At 69.2% G+C, this 17,635-nt stretch carries 18 protein-coding genes and 2 pseudogenes; 7 read left to right on the plus strand and 13 right to left on the minus strand.

The annotated features are described in order from the left end of the window. Positions 1–131 (plus strand): annotated as a pseudogene (locus tag MKK69_RS23185) (IS5/IS1182 family transposase); the annotation flags it as partial. 344 nt (positions 132–475) lie between these two features. Here the strand turns inward: MKK69_RS23185 and MKK69_RS23190 are convergent. From MKK69_RS23190 to MKK69_RS23240, 11 genes and pseudogenes are all read right to left on the minus strand, one after another. Further along, positions 476–715, minus strand: a pseudogene (locus MKK69_RS23190) (IS481 family transposase); the annotation flags it as partial. 180 nt (positions 716–895) lie between these two features. Then, positions 896–1,240, minus strand: a complete 345-nt coding sequence (locus MKK69_RS23195) for a Rieske (2Fe-2S) protein (RefSeq protein ID WP_243971764.1) — start codon at positions 1,238–1,240, stop codon at positions 896–898. Then, the gene (gene nirB / locus MKK69_RS23200; RefSeq protein WP_243971766.1) at positions 1,237–3,684 is read right to left on the minus strand and encodes a nitrite reductase large subunit NirB; all 2,448 of its coding nucleotides are present in this window, start codon (positions 3,682–3,684) and stop codon (positions 1,237–1,239) included. Before nirB ends, MKK69_RS23195 begins: the two co-directional genes overlap by 4 nt. A gap of 39 nt (positions 3,685–3,723) precedes the next feature. Then, the gene (locus MKK69_RS23205; protein ID WP_243971768.1) at positions 3,724–4,071 is read right to left on the minus strand and encodes a molybdopterin oxidoreductase; all 348 of its coding nucleotides are present in this window, start codon (positions 4,069–4,071) and stop codon (positions 3,724–3,726) included. A gap of 735 nt (positions 4,072–4,806) precedes the next feature. After that, positions 4,807–5,442, minus strand: coding sequence for a glutathione S-transferase family protein (locus MKK69_RS23210; RefSeq protein ID WP_243971770.1), 636 nt, complete (start codon positions 5,440–5,442; stop codon positions 4,807–4,809). A gap of 19 nt (positions 5,443–5,461) precedes the next feature. Next, positions 5,462–7,105, minus strand: coding sequence for a cation/acetate symporter ActP (gene actP, locus MKK69_RS23215; protein ID WP_243971772.1), 1,644 nt, complete (start codon positions 7,103–7,105; stop codon positions 5,462–5,464). After that, complete coding sequence (locus MKK69_RS23220; RefSeq protein ID WP_243971774.1) at positions 7,102–7,365, minus strand: DUF485 domain-containing protein; 264 nt, start codon at positions 7,363–7,365, stop codon at positions 7,102–7,104. The genes actP and MKK69_RS23220 overlap by 4 nt, the downstream gene beginning before the upstream one ends. A gap of 190 nt (positions 7,366–7,555) precedes the next feature. Beyond that, the gene (locus MKK69_RS23225) at positions 7,556–8,125 is read right to left on the minus strand and encodes a hypothetical protein (RefSeq protein WP_243971776.1); all 570 of its coding nucleotides are present in this window, start codon (positions 8,123–8,125) and stop codon (positions 7,556–7,558) included. Between the two features lie 59 nt (positions 8,126–8,184). Beyond that, a complete protein-coding gene (locus tag MKK69_RS23230) occupies positions 8,185–9,066 on the minus strand; it encodes a PRC-barrel domain-containing protein (protein ID WP_243971778.1) in 882 nt (293 codons plus the stop codon). A 39-nt stretch (positions 9,067–9,105) separates the two neighbouring features. Next, positions 9,106–9,756, minus strand: a complete 651-nt coding sequence (locus MKK69_RS23235) for a BON domain-containing protein (protein WP_243971779.1) — start codon at positions 9,754–9,756, stop codon at positions 9,106–9,108. A gap of 272 nt (positions 9,757–10,028) precedes the next feature. Continuing rightward, complete coding sequence (locus tag MKK69_RS23240; RefSeq protein WP_243971781.1) at positions 10,029–10,958, minus strand: LysR family transcriptional regulator; 930 nt, start codon at positions 10,956–10,958, stop codon at positions 10,029–10,031. Positions 10,959–11,118: 160 nt separating this feature from the next. Between MKK69_RS23240 and MKK69_RS23245 the strand changes: the two genes are divergently transcribed. The 6 genes from MKK69_RS23245 to MKK69_RS23270 all read left to right on the plus strand — a co-directional run bounded on the left by MKK69_RS23245 (position 11,119) and on the right by MKK69_RS23270 (position 16,270). Then, entirely contained in the window at positions 11,119–11,676 is a 558-nt protein-coding gene (locus tag MKK69_RS23245) for an OsmC family protein (RefSeq protein WP_243971783.1), read from the plus strand. Between the two features lie 300 nt (positions 11,677–11,976). Beyond that, positions 11,977–12,714 (plus strand): cyclic nucleotide-binding domain-containing protein, encoded by a 738-nt coding sequence (locus tag MKK69_RS23250; RefSeq protein WP_243971785.1) that lies wholly within the window; start codon positions 11,977–11,979, stop codon positions 12,712–12,714. Positions 12,715–13,279: 565 nt separating this feature from the next. Next, positions 13,280–13,927, plus strand: a complete 648-nt coding sequence (locus MKK69_RS23255; RefSeq protein WP_243971787.1) for a BON domain-containing protein — start codon at positions 13,280–13,282, stop codon at positions 13,925–13,927. A gap of 125 nt (positions 13,928–14,052) precedes the next feature. Continuing rightward, on the plus strand, positions 14,053–14,772 hold the full coding sequence (locus MKK69_RS23260; protein ID WP_243971789.1) for a hypothetical protein: 720 nt from the start codon (positions 14,053–14,055) through the stop codon (positions 14,770–14,772). Then, positions 14,769–15,377 (plus strand): GlcG/HbpS family heme-binding protein, encoded by a 609-nt coding sequence (locus MKK69_RS23265; protein ID WP_243971791.1) that lies wholly within the window; start codon positions 14,769–14,771, stop codon positions 15,375–15,377. Before MKK69_RS23260 ends, MKK69_RS23265 begins: the two co-directional genes overlap by 4 nt. 32 nt (positions 15,378–15,409) lie before the next feature. Further along, on the plus strand, positions 15,410–16,270 hold the full coding sequence (locus tag MKK69_RS23270) for a universal stress protein (RefSeq protein WP_243971793.1): 861 nt from the start codon (positions 15,410–15,412) through the stop codon (positions 16,268–16,270). 66 nt (positions 16,271–16,336) lie between these two features. On the opposite strand, the gene MKK69_RS23275 is transcribed toward MKK69_RS23270, so the two are convergent. Continuing rightward, the gene (locus MKK69_RS23275) at positions 16,337–16,702 is read right to left on the minus strand and encodes a chaperone modulator CbpM (RefSeq protein ID WP_243971794.1); all 366 of its coding nucleotides are present in this window, start codon (positions 16,700–16,702) and stop codon (positions 16,337–16,339) included. Next, positions 16,699–17,607: a DnaJ C-terminal domain-containing protein gene (locus MKK69_RS23280; protein ID WP_243971797.1), complete on the minus strand. Its 909-nt coding sequence runs from the start codon at positions 17,605–17,607 to the stop codon at positions 16,699–16,701. Before MKK69_RS23280 ends, MKK69_RS23275 begins: the two co-directional genes overlap by 4 nt. Between the last annotated feature and the right edge of the window lie 28 nt (positions 17,608–17,635).

Below are 17,635 nucleotides of genomic sequence, written 5' to 3' on the forward strand. Positions count from 1 at the left end.
GCACCCACGCCTGGTTCAACCGTTTCCGTCGATTGCCCATCCGCTATGAGCGACGCGCAGACATCTACGAGGCCTTCACGAGCCTCGCCGCCAGCCTCATCACCCTCAACCAGATCAGACGGTTCTGTTAGGCGCTCTAAGGCCCCTCGATCTGACCATGGAGGCGGATCGAGCCGGAACCAAGCCTATGGCACCACGGCAGTGGATTGTGTAGATCCACCGGATAAACATCCACGGTGCTATGGGTGCCGTCGAGTCAATGTCGTCAGATTTGAAAGATACATATCTTGATTTGATATTTTGACAATACAATTACACAACGGAATTCCGACGCATTGTTGCAATCATCACTATGGAAGCTTTTAGATCGACGGCTCCATCGTGACCTGCGCTTCGGTGTGCATGGGGAGGCCGAGCGGGGCGATCCGAACGTGAAGGGGTCACTGCAAGACAACGACGTCTGCGTGCGCTCGGTTCATGGTCCCGGGATGAGGTGGTGCTGGCCGATTCTGAACCGGTCCGGGCCGGTGATCCAGGCCTGACAGATGGTCGGGAACGGTGTTTTCCGGCGTGATGCCCGGAGGTCCGTGGCGAAGTCGCGGGTCATGACGAAAGCCAAGACGTGCGCCCTGAGGCTTTCCAACGCGTCGGAGTGGAAGACCCTTACGGTCGCGTCCTCGATCGTCCGGCTCCTGCACTCAGCCTGGCCATGGCTCGGCGTCGTGCGGGCCCTGCCGTGAAGACCGCTTGCCGCGGGACATCCTGCTCCTGACGCGTCAGGAGCAGGATGCACCCTCACAGACCGGGACGGCACACCGAGTGCGCGATGCGGCTCGCCGTCTGCGAGATCCCGGCGGAGACGCCCCGGGCGTTCGGCAAGGGTACGCCGCCGAACTCACTCCGCCGCCGCCTGGGCTTGGACGGGCTCCGGCCGCAACCAGATCTGGCCGTCGATGACCCGGGCCTGATAGGTGACGAGGCCGAGATGCTCGTGGCTCGTGCCGCAACCGGATGTCAGGTCGAAGGTCCGGTCGTGCAGCGGGCACATCAGCGTGGTCCCGCCGAGGAGTCCATCGGCCAGGGGTCCCTGCCGATGTGGGCAGAGTGCCTGCGTCGCGTAGACGTCCCCTTCGGCGGTGTGGAACACGGCGATCTCGACGTCGCCGACGCGGAAGGTGCGCCCCTCCCCGGTGGGGATTTGCTCGACCGCGCCGAGCAGCACTTCGCCGGCCGCCATCATGCCTCCTCCTTCGCCGGGATCACCGAGGTGAACTGGTTGGCGGTCTTCGGGGCGACCGCTTCGAGCCAGGGATCGACGCAGGCGGCGATCGACGCCTCCATGGCCGCGTCGAGATCGGCGCAGATCCCCTCGCTGTCCTCCACCACCACGGCGCGGACCCGCTCCAGGCCGACCCGCTCCATGAACGTGTAGGTCCGTTCCTTCCACTTCGCGTTCTCGCGGTAGAACTGCATGAAGCGGCTGCCGATCAGCATCGCCTCGGTCTCGTCCCGGGCGGTGGTGAGCAGGTCGCCCTTGCGGATATGGGCGCCGGCCGCACCGCCGACGTAGATCTCCCACTTGCCGTCGCCGATCGCGACGAAGCCGACATCCTTCACGTAGGCTTCGGAGCAGTTGCGCGGGCAGCCGGCGGTGGCGAGCTTGAGCTTGGCCGGGCTGTCGATGCCGCGGTAGCGCCGCTCGATGCGCTGGGCGAAGCCCATGGAATCGCCGAGTCCGAACCGGCAGAAATCGGTGCCGATGCAGCTCTTGCAGGTCCGGTAGCTCTTGCCCCAGGCATAGCCGGCCTTGAAGCCGAGATCGCTCCAGATCTTGGGCAAGTCGTCCTTCTTCAGGCCGACCAGATCGACGCGCTGCCCGCCGGTCAGCTTCACCAACGGAACGTTGTACTTCTGCGCCACTTGGCCGATGCGGACCAACTCGTCGGGGGTGCAGACGCCGCCGGGCATCTCCGGGATCACCGAGAAGGTGCCGTCCTTCTGGATGTTGGCGTGGACGCGGTCGTTGATGAAGCGCGCGTCGCGCTCGTCGTCGTACTCGCCCTTCCAGACGGTGATCAGCAGCGAGGCAAGCGCGGGCTTCGCGCCGGCATCAACCTCGCCGTTCCCGAGCTCGCGGAACACCGAGGAGACCGACTTGAGGCCGCGGGCGACCACCTCCCGCATCAGTTCCGGTTTCCGCAGGGGAATCGTCGGCACGTAGTAGTGGACCGACGGGTCCTCCTCGACCTCGCCGCCCAGGAGCCACGAGACGAGCTCGGTCACCTCGCCCTTGCAGGCGCCGCAGCCCATGCCGGCGCGGGTCTGGGTCATCACCGCTTTGGAGGTGTTGGCGCCGCCCGCGACGCAGGCCGCGATACCGGCCTTGGTCACGCCGTTGCAGTTGCAGACCTGGGTCTCCGCCGGCATCTCGTCATAGGTGACCTTGGCGGAGGGCGTGCCGAGATCGAACATCAGCGACAGGCGCTCGTCCGGCAGCGGCGCGTCCTGCGCGAAGGCCTGCATCAGGAACGGCGCCTTGGAGATGTCGCCCATCAGGATGCCGCCGACCAGCCGGCCGTCGCGCACGATCAGCTTCTTGTAGGTACCGCGCTTCGGCTCGGTGAACTGCACGACCTCGTCGTTGTCGTCCGCCGGCTCGGTGATGCCCATCGAGGCCAGCTCGACCCCCATCACCTTCAGCTTCGTGGCCAGCTTCGAGCCGTGATAGGCCGCGTCGATGTCGGTCCGGGTGACGTGCTCGGCGAACACCTTCGCCTGCTCGTAGAGGGGGGCAACCAGGCCGTAGAGCCGGCCGCGGTGTTGCGCGCATTCCCCGACCACGTAGATGTCGCGGTCGTCCACCGACTGCATATGATCGTTGACCACGATCGCGCGCTCGACCGTGAGGCCCGAGAGCTGGCCGATCTCGGAGTTCGGCCGGATGCCGGCGGCGACGATGACGAGGTCGCAGGCAAGCTCCGAGCCGTCCTTGAACCGCAGGCCCTCGACTTTGTCGGCGCCCAGCACCTCGGTGGTGAGCTTGCCGGTGTGGACCCGGATGTTCATGCCCTCGATGGTCTTCTTCAGAAGTCCGCCGGCGGTCACATCGAGCTGCATCTCCATGAGGTGGCCCGCGAGGTGGACCACATGCGACTCGCAGCCCTGCACCGTCATGCTGCGCGCCGCCTCGAGACCGAGCAGACCGCCGCCGATGGTCACCGCGACCTTGCTCTGCCGGGCGTAGTCGACGATCCGCGCGCAATCCTCGACGGTGCGATAGCCGAACACCCCCGGCTTGAGGCTTCCGTCCTCCATCCGCACGCCCTGCATGGGCGGGATGAAGGCGCGGCTGCCGGTGGCGATCATCAGCTTGTCGTAGCGTTCCCGCACGCCGGTCTGCGCGATGACGACCTTGGCGGCGCGATCGATCCGCTCGACGCGGTGGCCGGCATGGAGCGTGATGCCGTTCTCGGCATACCAGCTCAGCGGGTTCATGGTGATCCCGTCGGTGTCCTGGGTCCCGTTGAGGATCTCGGAGAGCAGGATGCGGTTGTAGTTGCCGTAGGGCTCGTCGCCGAACATGACGATGTCGAACATCTCGGCGCCGCCCCGAGCCAGCACCTCCTCCACGGCACGGGCGCCGGCCATGCCGTTTCCGACGACCACGAGTCTCTGCTTGCTCATCAAGGCTCTCCTGCTCGGTGCTGCCTGCGGTCGGACCGTTCAGATCTCCAGGAGGCCGACATCGACCACGACCTGGCCGGTGGCGCCCTCGGGGGCGGAGATGTGGATCTCGACCCGCGTGTCCGGCTGCAGGTCCTCGACGATGGTCAGCGGCACGTTCATGCCGGCCTTGGCGCCGATCGGCAGGTAGCGGGCGGCCTTGCCGGCGATGACGAGCGACAGGCAGACCAGTTCAGGCCCCGCATTGCCAGCGCGCAGGTAGACGAACTGGGCCCGCTTGGTGCTCGGAACCGTATAGATCAGCGTCGAGGCCAGGAGGGCCGACCGGTCGAGGCCGGCACCGGTGTATCCGAACACGCCCTGGAGGAATTTCGGGATGGATTCCATGATGCTGATCCTTGGCTGAAGCTTCGGGGCCACGGCCCCGTATCGTCCGTGCGACGGAGGGTCCGTCAGGCTGATGGGCGGAGGCGGCGTGCGGCCGGGCGATGGCAGCCGTCGGCGCGGCGTGCGCCCCGAAGCGGTGCATCCGCGGACGTTTCCCCGATGCGGCCCGGGATCGGCGTCCGCCGAGTCGGCGCGGAGGCGCCCGAGGGGGTGGGTTCTTCGATACCGGCCATGCGACACCCGCCACATCCGCACTTCGGCACCGCCCGAGGCTCGTCGGTCCAGGTCGTGCGGGATCCCCGCGCCTGAACCATCCCCGGACCGGGACATAAACGAGACGACCTCAAACCGTCGGTAACCAGCCGGAACCCGGCTGTTCAAAACACCTGTTCGGCGCCGTTCTAAAGTGGAACGCTATCCGATAATACTTGAGCGTCGAGCAATAATTTTAGGCTCAGTGCTCATCAGGCATCATATCTGCACATGGCGAGAGCATGAGCGACAGAGAGGCGCCGATACCCTTCGCAGAGCCGCGCTCGCGTTTGGTGAGCGTGTCCCCGGATCGATCGAAGTCGAGCGGATCGTGTTGCGCGACCGCGCCGACGGCCCGGGCTTCGGCGGCCCCGGATCGGATCGTGACGGGGCCGTCGCCGGGGTCGATCGCCGCGACGCGTGGACCGGATGTCCCAACCTCCGCCAGGATGCCGAGCGCCGCCCGGGCAGAGGCAGGGCGGACTACACCACCTTCTCGGTGATCTGCTGAGGCGTCGGCCGCGTCTTCTGGAAGGAGGGCCGGCGTTCCATGCGATCGCTATAGGCGGCGAGACTCGGGTATTGCGCGCGCCACGGATAGTCCGGCCAGCGGACATCGAGATAGCCGACGACCGTTCCTGCCGCGATGTCCCCGAGCCCGAAGCCGTCGCCGACCGCATAGTCACGGTCCCCGATCAGGCGGGCGATCTCGCGCACGCCGCCATCGACCTTGCGGCGCTGCCGGGCGATCCATTCCGGGCTCTGCCGCTCCTGCGCGCGCATCTGCTCGAAGAACATGAGCACGAACGCGTCACAGGTGCCGTCGCACAGCACCTCGAACTTGCGGGCGAGGAGCCGGCCGTCGACATCCGCCGGAACGAGCGGCGGCGTCGGGTACTTCGCCTCGATCCATTCCATGATGTAGTGCGACTCGTAAACGGCGCTGCCGTCCTCGAGGATGAGAACCGGCAGCTTCTCGAGGGGATTGTACTGCGGCGTCACCGACGTGCCGTGCCAGGGCACTTCGGTCTGCAGCTCGAAGGGGATGCCCTTCTCGGCGAGTGCGATCCGCACCTTGCGGGCATAGGGGCTCGGCGTCGCGCTGATCAGCTTCATCATGCCGGGATCCTGGGGTGTTTCATTCCGCGAGCGCCGGTGCGGTCGGTGCGGCCCGGCCGACGAAGGCCCCCCGCTGGTGATCGATCCGGGCCTGCGGACTCCTGTCGGTGATGGACACGAGGTAGCAGACGAGAAACGCGAGCGGCATCGTCACGATCGTCGGCGGATCGATCGGGAAGATCGGTGTCGCATAGCCGAGAACGCCGACCCAGACGGCCCGGCCCAGGATGGTGAACAGGAGGGCACTGGCGAGCCCGACGCACCCGCCCGTCACGGCCCCGCGCGTCGTGAGCCCGGGCCAGTACAGAACGAGGATCAGAAGCGGCAGCGTCGACGAGCAGGCGATGGAGAACGCCAAGCTCACCATGTAGGCGACGTTCTGGTTCTGGAACGCGATCCCGAGCCCGATCGCCACGATCCCCAGGACCACGGTCGCGTAGCGCGAGACCCGCACCTCCGCCGCATCGCCCGCTCCGGCCCGCCGGAACACGCTGGCATAGAGATCGTGCGACACCGCCGTCGCCCCGGCGAGCGTCAGGCCCGCCACGACGGCGAGGATCGTCGCGAAGGCGACGGCCGAGATGAACCCGAGCATCAGGTCGCCGCCGACCGCGTGCGAGAGATGGATCGCCGCCATATTCCCACCACCGATCAGGCCGCCGGCGGCGTTCACATAGGCGGGGTTCTTGGCGACCAGGGCGAGGGCTCCGAATCCGATGACGAACACCAGGGCGAAGAAGTAGTTCATCCAGACCGAGGCCCAGAAGACGGAGACCCGGGCGGCGCGCGCATCGGGCACCGTGAAGAAGCGCATCAGGATGTGGGGGAGGCCGGCGGTCCCGAACATCAGCGCGAGGGCGAGGGAGATCGCCGAGACGGGATCGCGGGACAGGAATTGAGGCGTCAGGATCGCCTCACCGCGGGGGTGACGGGAGACCGCCTGCCGCAGCAGCGCGCCGTAATCGAAGCCGAAATGGGCCATCACGAGCAGAGCGACCGCCGTTCCGCCGATCAGGAACAGCACCGCTTTCGTGATCTGCACCCAGGTCGTGGCGACCATGCCGCCGAACAGGACGTAGCAGATCATCAGGAGCCCGACGATGAACTGCGCGTAGACGTAGTCGAGGCCGAGCAGAAGGCGGATGAGCTGGCCGCCGCCGACCATCTGGGCGATCAGGTAGAACGCGATCACCACGAGGGAGGCCGAGGCCGCGAAGATGCGGACCGGCTTCTCCTGAAGGCGCGTGCAGGCGACGTCGGTGAAGGTGAACCGGCCGAGCGCGCGCAACCGCTCCGCCATCAGGAAGACGACGATCGGCAGCCCCGTCGTGTAGCCGACCGCATAGATCAGGCCGTCGAACCCGTTGCCGTAGACGAGCCCGGCGAGCCCGAGGAAGGCGCCGGCCGAGATGAAGTCGCCGGCGATCGCGAGACCGTTCTGGAATCCCGTGATGCGTCCTCCGGCCGTGTAGAAGTCCGAGGCCGATCGGGTCCGCTGTGCCGCCCGGTAGGTGATGTACAGCGTGCCCATCACGACGGTCGTGAACAGCGCGATGGCGGTCAGGTTGAGGCCAGTCCCGGCACCGCCCGTCTGCGCGAGCGCCGGCGTCGGTGCGAGAGCGGCCAAGCCGAACAGCCCGCGGCGTCCTGCCCAAGCCCTCACCGGATGCGCTCGCGGTTCGCGATCAGCACGTAGATGCCTGTCAGCGCGACGCCCAACGCGATGACGAAGAGACCATACGCGAAGGCGACGGTGACCGTGCCCCCATCGACAAGGGGCTGCGCCAGGACGGACGGCGCGAACGCGCCGAGCCCGACGAACCCGAAATAGAAGACCATCAGGATCGCGGTGAGGCCCAGGCCGAGCCGGGGACGCCCGATCCTGCCGCCCGCCTCGGAAGGCGGGGAAATCTGCACAGCCATGACGGTCTCCGGATGCGTCCCGGTCGAATCCGCAACTCGGATGCCAACCTGGAGACCGCTCCGAGAAAGACCTTCGTGGCGATCAGCGGGTGCCGGAGATCCGCGCCCGAGACCCGTTGGCGCCGAACCCTGCGCCGGCCATCGCTTGAGCCCGTCGCGCCGGGCCGATCCAGCCGCGGCCCAGCGGTGGTCAGCCGCGGATCTGGGCCCGCGCCATGTCCCGGTCCCAGGTGGTCCGGGCCGCCGCGCGGGCGGCGCGGGCGGCGTTCGCGGTGGCCGTGGCGGCCTTGACGAGGGACGCCCGTGCCGTCGTTGCCGCTCGCCGCATCGCCGCCATGTCCGAGCGGACCGAGGCCCCGGCGGCCGCCTCGGAGGTCTGCACCGCGAGCCGGGTCGCCGCCACGGATGTCCGCGCGGCATCCGCGGCCTTCCGCATCGAGGCGTTCGCCGCCCTGCCCGCCGCCCTGTTGGCCGCGGCGATCTTGGTCTCGGCGCGATCGGCCGCCTCGGCGGCGTCGGTGGCGAGCTTGCCGATCATGTCGGCCGATCGCTTCGGGGCATCGGTCACCGCCGCCTTCGAGGCCTGCATCGCCAGCCGGGCCGCCTCACGGGCCGCGTCGGCGGCTTGGCTCGCCTCGCGCCCCGCCTCCCGCATCGTCGCGCTCGTGTTGCCCGGAGGCGTCATCGGCGTCTGCGCCCGGGCCGCCGGGATCGTCGCGAGGACGAGGAACGTCGTCGTCAGGATCGTGATCGTTCGCATGGGACAGTCCAATCGTGTCGTCGGGCGGGGCGGGCGGCGGTCTTCGGTCGATGCGCGGTTCAGTCCGTCCGCCGGATCTTCGCGGCCGCACTCCAGTAGGCGTCCGCCTTCGCGGTCTGCCGGGCGAACGGCTCCGCCGTCGTGAAGCGGCCCTCGATCATCCGCGGGGCCTGGTCCATGCCGTCCTTGCTGGTGTCGAGGACGAGGATGTTCAGGTTCGGAGAGACCTTGAACTGATCCCAGGGGACCGCGACGTGGCGCTCGCCCAGGCCGAAGATGCCGCCGCGGGCGACGACGAGGTAGGCGATCTTGCCGCCCTCGGGGCCCATGACGATGTCGTCGACGCTGCCGAGGGCCACGTTGCCGGGGTTGCGCACCTCGCTGCCGAGCAGGTCGTCCGAGCGGAAGGCGCGCGTCCGGGACGCGACCGGCTGGGCGAGGGCGAGTTCCTGCTTGCGGAAGCCCAGGGCGTTGGCGATCCGGAGGTCACGGCCCTGCAGATCCGTCTTGTAGGCGTCGTAGCTCGCCCGGATCTGGACCAGTACGTCCTCGCACGGCTGCTGCTCGCCATGGCGCGCCAGGATGTCGGCGCCCGCGAGCAGGATCCGGACCTCGTATCCGGGGCGGGCATTCGCGTACCGCATCATCGCGGAGGCGGCGCCCATCGCCATGCCGGCGTCGGACCCCAGGCTGCCCGCCCAGTAGCCGCCGAGCGGATAGCCGTAGCCGTAGCCCGATCCGCCGAGCCAGTACCCGTCCTTCTCCATCTGGGCGTCGAAGACCTTGAGATGGTCGAGGCAGGCCTGGGCCGGCAGGGCCTCCGCGTCCGGGGCGGTCGCGGCCGCCGGATCGGCGCCCCGCTCACCGACGGCGCGCAACGGTGTCGCCAGGATCAGGGCCGCGCAGGCCCCGAGCGTCAGGGGGCGGATGAGATCGCGCATGGGGGTGCCTCGGCTCGAAGGGACGGACGCGGACACGCGTCAGAGGATGGCGAGGTCGTTCTCGACGATGGCGACGCCCGGGCAGCCCCAGGCCGTGACGGCCGCGAGCCGGCGCTCGCCCTCGGTATGGACGCTGCCCGTCAGCCGGACCCGGTCGCCCTCCACATCGACTCCGACGCGCTTGGGATCGAAGAACCAGGAGCGCCCCAGGGCGCTGTGGATCCCTTCGGCGATGTGATTGGCGTTCGCGCGCGGCTTGATCGTGATCCCGTTCGAGAGGCCGACGACGCCGAGCAGCGACCGGACGTCGAGAGCCGCGGCGTCCTTCTGGAAGTTCCAGTCCACGGCCCCGTTCAGGGTGACCCAGCCGTCCTGGACCTGCGCCGTGATCGTGTCCGGAAGGATCGCGGCATCCCAGTCCAGGCGGTTGACGACGGCGGCCGCGATGTCCGCGTCGGTGCGGCGATGATCGAAGGGGAGGTCCACCCCGATCTCCCCGGCGATGGCCTTGACCCCGTTCACGCGGCGGGCGGCGGCCTCGGCGGCGTGCTTCTGCGCGAAGCTGGTGACGGCGCCGGTCAGCGTGACGATGCCGTCCTTTGCGCTCGCCCCGAGGGCCGTCTCGGTCACGCTCGGATCCCAGGCCAGCTCGGCCAGCACGTCGTGCGTCAGTTTCTCGTCGGGGCTCATGATGGCTCGCCTTCGTCGGTGCGATCCCGGCGGCGGATGGGCCGACGGATCCTGTCGACAGCAAGCTAGCGTATCGAACAAATACATACGCCAATCAAATTTGATATTTCACTATGCACGATCGGATGATGAAATATTGCAACATCAGCGGCAAGCTTTGATTCAGATCAAAGGGCAGTGACCGCAATCGGTCGATACATGGCGATTGATGTCCGTCCCGGCGCATCCGGCCTCCTGTCGGGATCGGACCGCGGATGGCCGCCAGGGCCGTATCATTGGTTGACGGCGCGGACGTCATCGGCGTCCGCCATCAGGGGCTGGAGCTTGTGGCTGAGCGCGCGGATGCTGTCGGTGATGTGGCTCAGCACCACCCGGATCCGCGGCGTGTCGCGGTTGTCCTTGTGGACGAGCAACAGGATGTCGGCGCTCGGGGGTTCGGTCGGAACATTCAGCCGGATCAGCCGGGACTCTTCGTCGCCGCGGAACCGCGCGAGGCAGGCCAGCCCGCCGCCATTGGCAGATGCCAGAACGGCGGCCTCGTGGCTGCTCGTCTGCAGCACCACCTGGGCGCGGGGGGCCATCTCGGTCAGCCAGGCCGACTGCGTCATCTCCTGGCTGTCCTCCAACTGCGTGATCAGGTGGTGGTCGGGGCACCCGTCGTCGAAGTCCGGCCCGCCGTGCGCCGCGAGATAGTCCGGCGCCGCGTAGAGACCGAAGGCGATGCCGCCGATGCGCCGCACGACGAGATCGTGCTGTTCCGGCTGGCGCATGCGGACGGAGATGTCCGCCTCGCGCATCGCCAGGCTCAGTTCCCGCGGGTTGGGGATGAGCTCGATCATGATATCGGGATGCAGCGCATGGAGCCCGGCGAAGCTCGGCGCCAGCAGGTGCGCCGCCATCGTCTCGGCGCAGGTCACCCGCACCAGCCCGCGCAGGCGGGTATCGCGCCCGGTGACGTCCCTTTCCAGGGCCAGGGTCTCCGCCTCCAGACGCTCCGCCCGCTCGCGCACCTCCTCGCCGGCCAGCGTCGGCACGTAGCCCTCGGGGGTGCGGTTGAGCAGGCGGACCGCCAGGGTCGCCTCCAGGGTGTTGAGGCGCCGCCCGACCGTCGACTGCGAGACATGCAGCACCTTGGCGGCCGCCGACAGGCTGCCGTGCCGCGCCAGGGCCAGGAAAAATCTCAGGTCATCCCAGTCTAGCATCCGCCGCGCCCCGCCATTTTTGAGCTTCCCTTCATCAAATTTGGTTGCCGACTCTCGCGAGTATAAGTCTAAACTACCGTTCGAGAGTTGCCTATCGATCAAATATTTCCGGCGGACGGAACGATCGCCATGGACAAGCAATCAGGGGACGGCATTCAATATGGCTAAGCTGCCTCTTGCACCCGAGAACCGGGCGCCGTCCCCCGTCGACAAACGCGCGCTCGACGTCGTCGTGGCAAAGGCCAAGGCGGACCCGGCCGCCGTGCGGACCCTGCGGTGCCGGACGGTGGCACAGGGGCGGCTGCACCAGCTCAACTACATCCGGAACCTGCCGCCGCAGCAGGTGATGGAGGACGAGCCCGAGGGACTGCTCGGCGAGAGCGTAGCCCCGAACGCGTCCGAGGCCCTGCTCGCGGCCCTCGGGTCGTGCCTGTCCATCGGCATCCACGCCAACGCCCTGGCGCAGGGCATCCCGATCCGGTCCCTCGAACTCAACGTCGAAGCCGACATCAACATGACGTCGGTCTGGGGCAGCGGCGATCTCCAGCCGAAGACCATCGGGTTTGAGACCATCCGGGTTGCCGTGACGATGGACGCCGATGCGTCGCGAAAGGCGCTGGCCGCGCTCATCAGGCATACGGTGCTGTGGTCGCCGGTGGCGAACACGCTCCACAACCCGGTCCATCTCGATGTCGCGCTCACGGCGGCCGTCGCCTAGCGCATACGCCGTCTCCGGAATCCGGTGGCCGCCGTCCGGGGCGATCCGGTCGGGCGGGGCCCAACATCGCGACGCCCTGACTGCGGGTGAAGACAGGGGACCGATCCCGTCATCACGCGGCCCCCAGTCCGGGCACGGCGCAAATCCGGGTGTCCGGTCGCCGGATTTGACTCCGTTCGTCGCCGCCGCAGGCACGTTGTCCCGATACGGAGCGGATGCGGGTCACCGAATGGTGGCGGAGGCGCCGCGGTGCCGTCATCGGCGGAGCATGCGACCAGACCGAACCCGAAGGACAGGCCCATGTCGACCCATTCACTGCCGGTCAGCCCAGGGATCCATCCGTATCGACCGCCCGCGTATCGGCCGGACGGCGTGGGCACGCTCCGTCGCGTCAGTTCGGCCACGGCCCTTCCGCTGGCGGAACGCGACGCGCTGGAGCCGCTGAGCCGGCGGGTCGCCCTCGACCAGAAGCAGACCCTGTACGGTCAGGACGAGCCCGCCGCCTCGGTCTACAACGTCACGTCCGGCGCCCTTCGCCTGTACCGCATCCTCACCGACGGACGACGCCAGGTCACCGGATTCGCCTTCCCCGGGGACTTCCTCGGGCTCTCCATGCTCGACCGTTTCTCGGTCTCCGCCGACGCCCTCGGCCCGGTGACGGCCTGCCGCTTCGAGCGGCTGGCCTTCATGGACCTGCTGCGCGGGCAACCGGGCCTGATGATGCACCTGCACGCGATCACCGGGCAGGAGTTGTCCCGGGCCAAGGACATGATGATGCTGCTCGGGCGGCGCACCGCGGAGGAGAGGATCGCCACCTTCCTGACGGGCCTGCAGGCGCGCTACGTCCGGATCGGGCGGTCCGCGGTCACCCTCGAATTGCCGATGGGCCGCCTCGATATCGCCGACCATCTCGGCCTGACCATCGAGACGGTGAGCCGGACCCTGTCCCGCCTCGACCGGGACGGCGCCATCCTGATCGTGCCGGGCGGCGTGCGCCTCATCGATCAGGGCCGCCTCGACCGGCTGTCGGCACAGTGATCCCCTCGGTCGCAGCGCGCCGGAGGCCGGGCCCGCTCACGGGGACGGCGGCCGGGCCGGCGGCCGCTTGATGTCGCGCCACCGGGATATCGCGCCCGTCTCCGCGGGTCCTTGGGCGCTTCCCGCCGCGGCGGGATCCTCCGGTCGGATCTCGCTGGGCACGATGTCCCGCGCGGGCGGCATGTTCGGGCCGCTGGAACCGGCCTGAGGTCCGTCGGCGGGGGCCGCCCGAGCCATCGCGCCGACGAGGACCGCCCCGAGGGCGGCGAACGTGGTCGTCAGTGATCTTGCCATCGCGGGTTCGTCCTTCCCGGGTCGTCGGCCGCGTTCGGCCGCCCCGGTGCGCGATGCAGCATGGGCGCGTGGCCGGTCCCGGACTTTGCGTTGGATCAAGGATGGGGCCCGCCCGGTCATTAGGGTTCGGTGGCCAGGACGGACGGCCAGGACGCACGGCCCGAACCGAGGCCGCGACGGCCCCCCTCACCGTCCCGGCACACCGGACGCAGCCGATCCCCGAAGCCCCAGCGGCGACGGGGCGCCGTCCTCCTCGATCCAGGACCGCATCATGACCATGGACAAGACTCTGCAGACCAACGTCATCGCCGAGCTCGGCTGGGAGCCGAGCGTCACCGCCGCGCATATCGGCGTCACCGCCAAGGACGGCATCGTCACCCTCACCGGCCACGTCCAGAACTACATGGAGAAATACGCCGCCGAGCGGGCCGCCGGCCGCGTCAAGGGCGTGCGCGCCGTCGCCGAGGAGATCGAGGTCCGCCTGCCGGACCATGCCAGGCGGAACGACGACGAGATCGCGGTCGCCCTGCTGCAGCGCCTGGACTGGAACGTCTCGATTCCCGACGGGGCGGTCCAGGCCAAGGTCGAGAAGGGCTGGGTCACCCTCACCGGCACGGTCGACTGGCAGTACCAGAAGGAAGCGGCGCAGCACGACATCCGCGGGATGCTCGGCGTGGTCGGGATCTCCAACTGGATCGCGATCAAGGCCCGGCCCAGCGCGGTGAATATCGGCGCGGACATCACCAAGGCCCTGCACCGGAGCTGGTACGACCCGAAGACCATCGCGGTCAGCGCCGAGGGCGGCGTGGTCCATCTGAGCGGGACGGTGGACACCTGGTACGACCGGCAGATGGCCGGATGGACCGCCTGGGGCGCGCCCGGGGCCACCACGGTCGAGAACGACATCCGCGTCGTCTGATACCGGGCCTCACCGATCCCCGCCAGGGGTCGGGATCGGTGGGGCTGAGCCAGCCGCGCACCGCGACCTACCGGGCGGTCCGAGCCGATCGGCCCGGTACGGCCTCCCTCAGGAGCCCCAACGTGATGATGCACGCCCGGATACACGGCCACGACCGGACCACCCTCGCCCTGATCTTCAACCACCCGACCAGCGAGAACCTGGAATGGCGGGAGGTCGTGGCCTTCGTCGACAGGATCGGGACCAGCGAGGAAAAGCCGGACGGGAACTGGAGCCTGAGCCTCGGCGGGCGGGCGTGGACCTTCCCCCAGCCGCCGCACAAGGACATGGATCCCCGGGAGGTCGAACGGCTGAGGCACCTGATGGAGGAGGCCGGCCTGTCGGCGCATTCCACGGAATTGATGGCGCCCGGCCCGGCCTCGGCCGAGAACGACGCCCTGATCGTGGTCGATCATCACGAGGCGCGGATCTATCGCCTCGACCCCGAGACCGTGGGCAAGACGGCCGAGACCACGCTCCGGCCCTACGATCCCCACGGCTACATCCACCACCTCACCCACAAGGAAGGCGGGACCTACCCCGGCCAGCGCGCCCCGGAGAACATGGCCTTCTACGACGGGATCGTCGCGTCGGTCCGGGATGCGCCGCGCATCGCCATCGTCGGCCACGGCACCGGCACCGGCAAGAGCAGCGCCATGTCGGTCCTGTCGCGCCGCCTCGGCGAGCACCATCACGCGACGCAGGGCCGCGTCGTGGCGACCGCGAATGTCGACCTCTCGGCGGCGACCGACGGACAGTTGCTGGCGCTGGGGCGCACGATGCTGAACCGGGACGCAGGGTCATGACCGCAGGCGTCTCCACCGCCCCCGAGGGCGCCCTGACGCTGGCGGAGGCCAGCGCGGTCGTCGCGCAAGCCATCGCGGAGGCCCGTCGCCTCGGGCTCGCCGTGAGCGTCGCCGTCTGCGGCGGCCAGGGCCGCCTCGTCGCCTTCGCGAAGATGGACGGCGCGGGCTGCATGACCGCGCGCGGGGCCATCGGGAAGGCCGTGGCCTCGGCGCTCTCGGGCGAGCCGAGCGAGGTCCTGCGCGCGCCCGGGGAGCCCGTCTGGAGCTCCTTCGTCGAGGCCGAAGGGACAGCGGCCTTCCACGAACGCGGCGGCGTGCCCTTGAGACGGGACGGCGCCCTGATCGGGGCCGTCGGCGTCTTCGGGGAGGCATCCCGGGACCAGGATCTCGCCTGCGCGACCGCCGGCAGCGGCGCCCTGCGGTCCACCGCGCCTGCGCCGGAAGGGCGGGGTCACACCGCCGTCACGGAGCGCCCCGTCGTCACGAACGACGCCCGCGGGATCGGCGGCCCCGAACCGGACCACGGGGCCGCCGGCGTCGCGGCGGGTCGCCCGGCCGATCCTCACAACGGGGCACGGCTCGAGCCCGTCCTCATCCGAACGTAGCCCGCGATCACGCCAGGTGAGGAAAGTCTCCGATGTTCTTGCGCTGCCTGCTCGTCCCGACCGCCCCGGGTCTCGACCCGACCCGTCGGCTGGAGGCCGCCCTTCGTCTCAGCCGGCGCCTCCATGCCCATATCGGCGTGCGTTTCATCGCGCCCGGTCTGGACCATATGCTCGCCGGCTTCGCGAGCCTCGCCCCCCTCGACGGTGCGAGCCTCGAGGCCGTCCAACAGGGCGTGCGCGAGGCGGCGGCCGACGGCAAGGCGGCTCTGCAGGCGTGGTGCGCGCGGGCGGAGGTGCCGTTCAATGGGAAGTCCGAGCGCCTCGACGCCACCTTCGTGACCTGGGCCGAGCTCAGCGGCGAGGTCGAACCCCTCCTGACGCTGGCCGGGCGCGTCAACGACCTGGTCATCGTCGACCGGCCCGATCCGAAGCTGCCCTTCACCGGCCGTGCGCTCGACACCGCGCTGTTCTCGGTCGGGCGGCCGACGCTGATGGTCGGCGAGACCGTCCCGTACGACCTGCTGAACCATGTCGTGATCGCCTGGAACGGCAGCTTGGAGGCGACGCGCTTGATCGGCCAGTCCATCGACCTGCTGCACGAGGCCACGCGCGTCACGGTCGTGCATGCCAGGACCGAACGCTCCGACGAGGCGCGGGCCGCGGACCTGTGCGGGTACCTGAGCTGGCACGGGGTCGTGGCCGAGGCCGCCAGTCTGGCGATCGAGGACGGAGCCCCGGTCGGCGCCGCGATCCTGGCCGAGGCCGAGCGACGGGGCGCCTCCATGCTCGCCCTGGGCGCCTACACCCACAGCCGCGTACGCGAATTCCTGCTCGGCGGCGTCACCCGGCACGTCGTCGAGAACGCGGGCATGCCCGTGCTGATGGCCCACTGACGCGGAGAGACGGCGCGGCTCTTCGACCGCTGCCCGATCGCTCGAACGAGGCCGCGACCGTTCCGGTTACCGGTTTCGTCCCTCCGGTTGACCGGGGGCATCGCCGGACCCGCGCGCCGCCGCCAAGGTCCCGTCCGCGATCCGGTCCCGGACGTGGTCCGGCTCTCGCCGGATCGCCACGGCGAGGTGGCCGAGCGCCCGCCGCATGCCGCTCATCCGGTCGACGAGGTCGAGGATCAGGACGATCCCTTCGGCGTTCACGCCGAAATCCCGGTCCAGGTCCTGGATGAGTTGCGCCCGGCCGAGGTCGATCTCGCGGAACGTCCAGCGTCCCTCGGTCTCTCCGGGGATGAGCCAGCCGGTCTCGACCCAGGCGAGCAGAGCCTCGGTCTCGACCCCGGCGCGGGCCAGGAACTCACGCATCTCCATCATCGCACGTCCTCGCTTTGGCGGGTCTCGGGACGCTCCGCGCTCCCCCATCGGGAGACGAAGTCCTGCAGTTCCGCATCCGGCTCGGCCGGCAGGGTCAGCCGCAGCGTGACGTACGCGTCGCCAGGGGCGCCGCCGCTACGGACCATGCCCTTGCCCTTCAGGCGGAGCACGGCGCCGGCGTTGGTCCACTTGGGAACCGTCATGGAAACCGGACCGGACGGCATCAGCACGCTGACCCTGCCGCCGAGGACCGCGTCGCGGAGCGAGAGCGGCAGCGCGACATGGATGTCCTCGCCCTCCAGCTTGAACACCGGGTGGGGACGGACCTCGATCGCGATCAGGGCGTCGCCGGGCGGCCCTTTTCCGATGCCGGGCTCGCCCTTGCCGCGCAGGCGCAGCGTCAGCCCCGTCCGCGTCCCGGGCGGGATCGTGACGTCGAGGGCTGGACCGTCCGGGAGCGTCAGCGTGCGCGTCCCGCCGTTGAACGCCTCCAGGAAATCGAGATCCAGCCGATACCGGGCGTCGGCACCTGCTCGATTGGGGTCGGCGCGGCCAGCGCGGCCGAACATCTGCGCGAAGATGTCCTCGCCGTCGAAATCCCCGAAGCCCGCATCGCCGCCATACGGATGGGCGCCTTCGCGCTCGGCCTGCGCGCGGTAATACGGCTGCCGCGGCCGCTCCGCGCCGGACGCGTCGATCTCGCCACGGTCGAACTGGGCGCGCTTGGCGGGATCGTTCAGCAGATCGTAGGCGGTTGCGACCGTCTTGAAGGCCGCCTCGGCTTGTGCATTGCCCGGGTTCAGGTCGGGATGCAGCTTCTTGGCGAGCTTGCGATAGGCCTTGCGCAAGGCCGCCTCGGAGACGTCCCGCGTCACGCCGAGGATCTTGTACGGATCGTCGCTCACTGCGGAGTCCTCCGGCTCGGGATGATCT

The organism is Methylobacterium sp. J-026, from assembly GCF_022829585.1.
Lineage (GTDB): Bacteria > Pseudomonadota > Alphaproteobacteria > Rhizobiales > Beijerinckiaceae > Methylobacterium.

Excerpts from the sequence above, each read along its gene's own strand:
- MKK69_RS23195 (WP_243971764.1), bottom strand. The coding sequence starts at position 1,240 with ATGATGGCGGCCGGCGAAGTGCTGCTCGGCGCGGTCGAGCAAATCCCC.
- nirB (WP_243971766.1), bottom strand. The coding sequence starts at position 3,684 with ATGAGCAAGCAGAGACTCGTGGTCGTCGGAAACGGCATGGCCGGCGCC.
- MKK69_RS23205 (WP_243971768.1), bottom strand. The coding sequence starts at position 4,071 with ATGGAATCCATCCCGAAATTCCTCCAGGGCGTGTTCGGATACACCGGT.
- MKK69_RS23210 (WP_243971770.1), bottom strand. The coding sequence starts at position 5,442 with ATGATGAAGCTGATCAGCGCGACGCCGAGCCCCTATGCCCGCAAGGTG.
- MKK69_RS23220 (WP_243971774.1), bottom strand. The coding sequence starts at position 7,365 with ATGGCTGTGCAGATTTCCCCGCCTTCCGAGGCGGGCGGCAGGATCGGG.
- MKK69_RS23225 (WP_243971776.1), bottom strand. The coding sequence starts at position 8,125 with ATGCGAACGATCACGATCCTGACGACGACGTTCCTCGTCCTCGCGACG.
- MKK69_RS23230 (WP_243971778.1), bottom strand. The coding sequence starts at position 9,066 with ATGCGCGATCTCATCCGCCCCCTGACGCTCGGGGCCTGCGCGGCCCTG.
- MKK69_RS23235 (WP_243971779.1), bottom strand. The coding sequence starts at position 9,756 with ATGAGCCCCGACGAGAAACTGACGCACGACGTGCTGGCCGAGCTGGCC.
- MKK69_RS23240 (WP_243971781.1), bottom strand. The coding sequence starts at position 10,958 with ATGCTAGACTGGGATGACCTGAGATTTTTCCTGGCCCTGGCGCGGCAC.
- MKK69_RS23245 (WP_243971783.1), top strand. The coding sequence starts at position 11,119 with ATGGCTAAGCTGCCTCTTGCACCCGAGAACCGGGCGCCGTCCCCCGTC.
- MKK69_RS23250 (WP_243971785.1), top strand. The coding sequence starts at position 11,977 with ATGTCGACCCATTCACTGCCGGTCAGCCCAGGGATCCATCCGTATCGA.
- MKK69_RS23255 (WP_243971787.1), top strand. The coding sequence starts at position 13,280 with ATGACCATGGACAAGACTCTGCAGACCAACGTCATCGCCGAGCTCGGC.
- MKK69_RS23260 (WP_243971789.1), top strand. The coding sequence starts at position 14,053 with ATGATGCACGCCCGGATACACGGCCACGACCGGACCACCCTCGCCCTG.
- MKK69_RS23265 (WP_243971791.1), top strand. The coding sequence starts at position 14,769 with ATGACCGCAGGCGTCTCCACCGCCCCCGAGGGCGCCCTGACGCTGGCG.
- MKK69_RS23270 (WP_243971793.1), top strand. The coding sequence starts at position 15,410 with ATGTTCTTGCGCTGCCTGCTCGTCCCGACCGCCCCGGGTCTCGACCCG.
- MKK69_RS23275 (WP_243971794.1), bottom strand. The coding sequence starts at position 16,702 with ATGATGGAGATGCGTGAGTTCCTGGCCCGCGCCGGGGTCGAGACCGAG.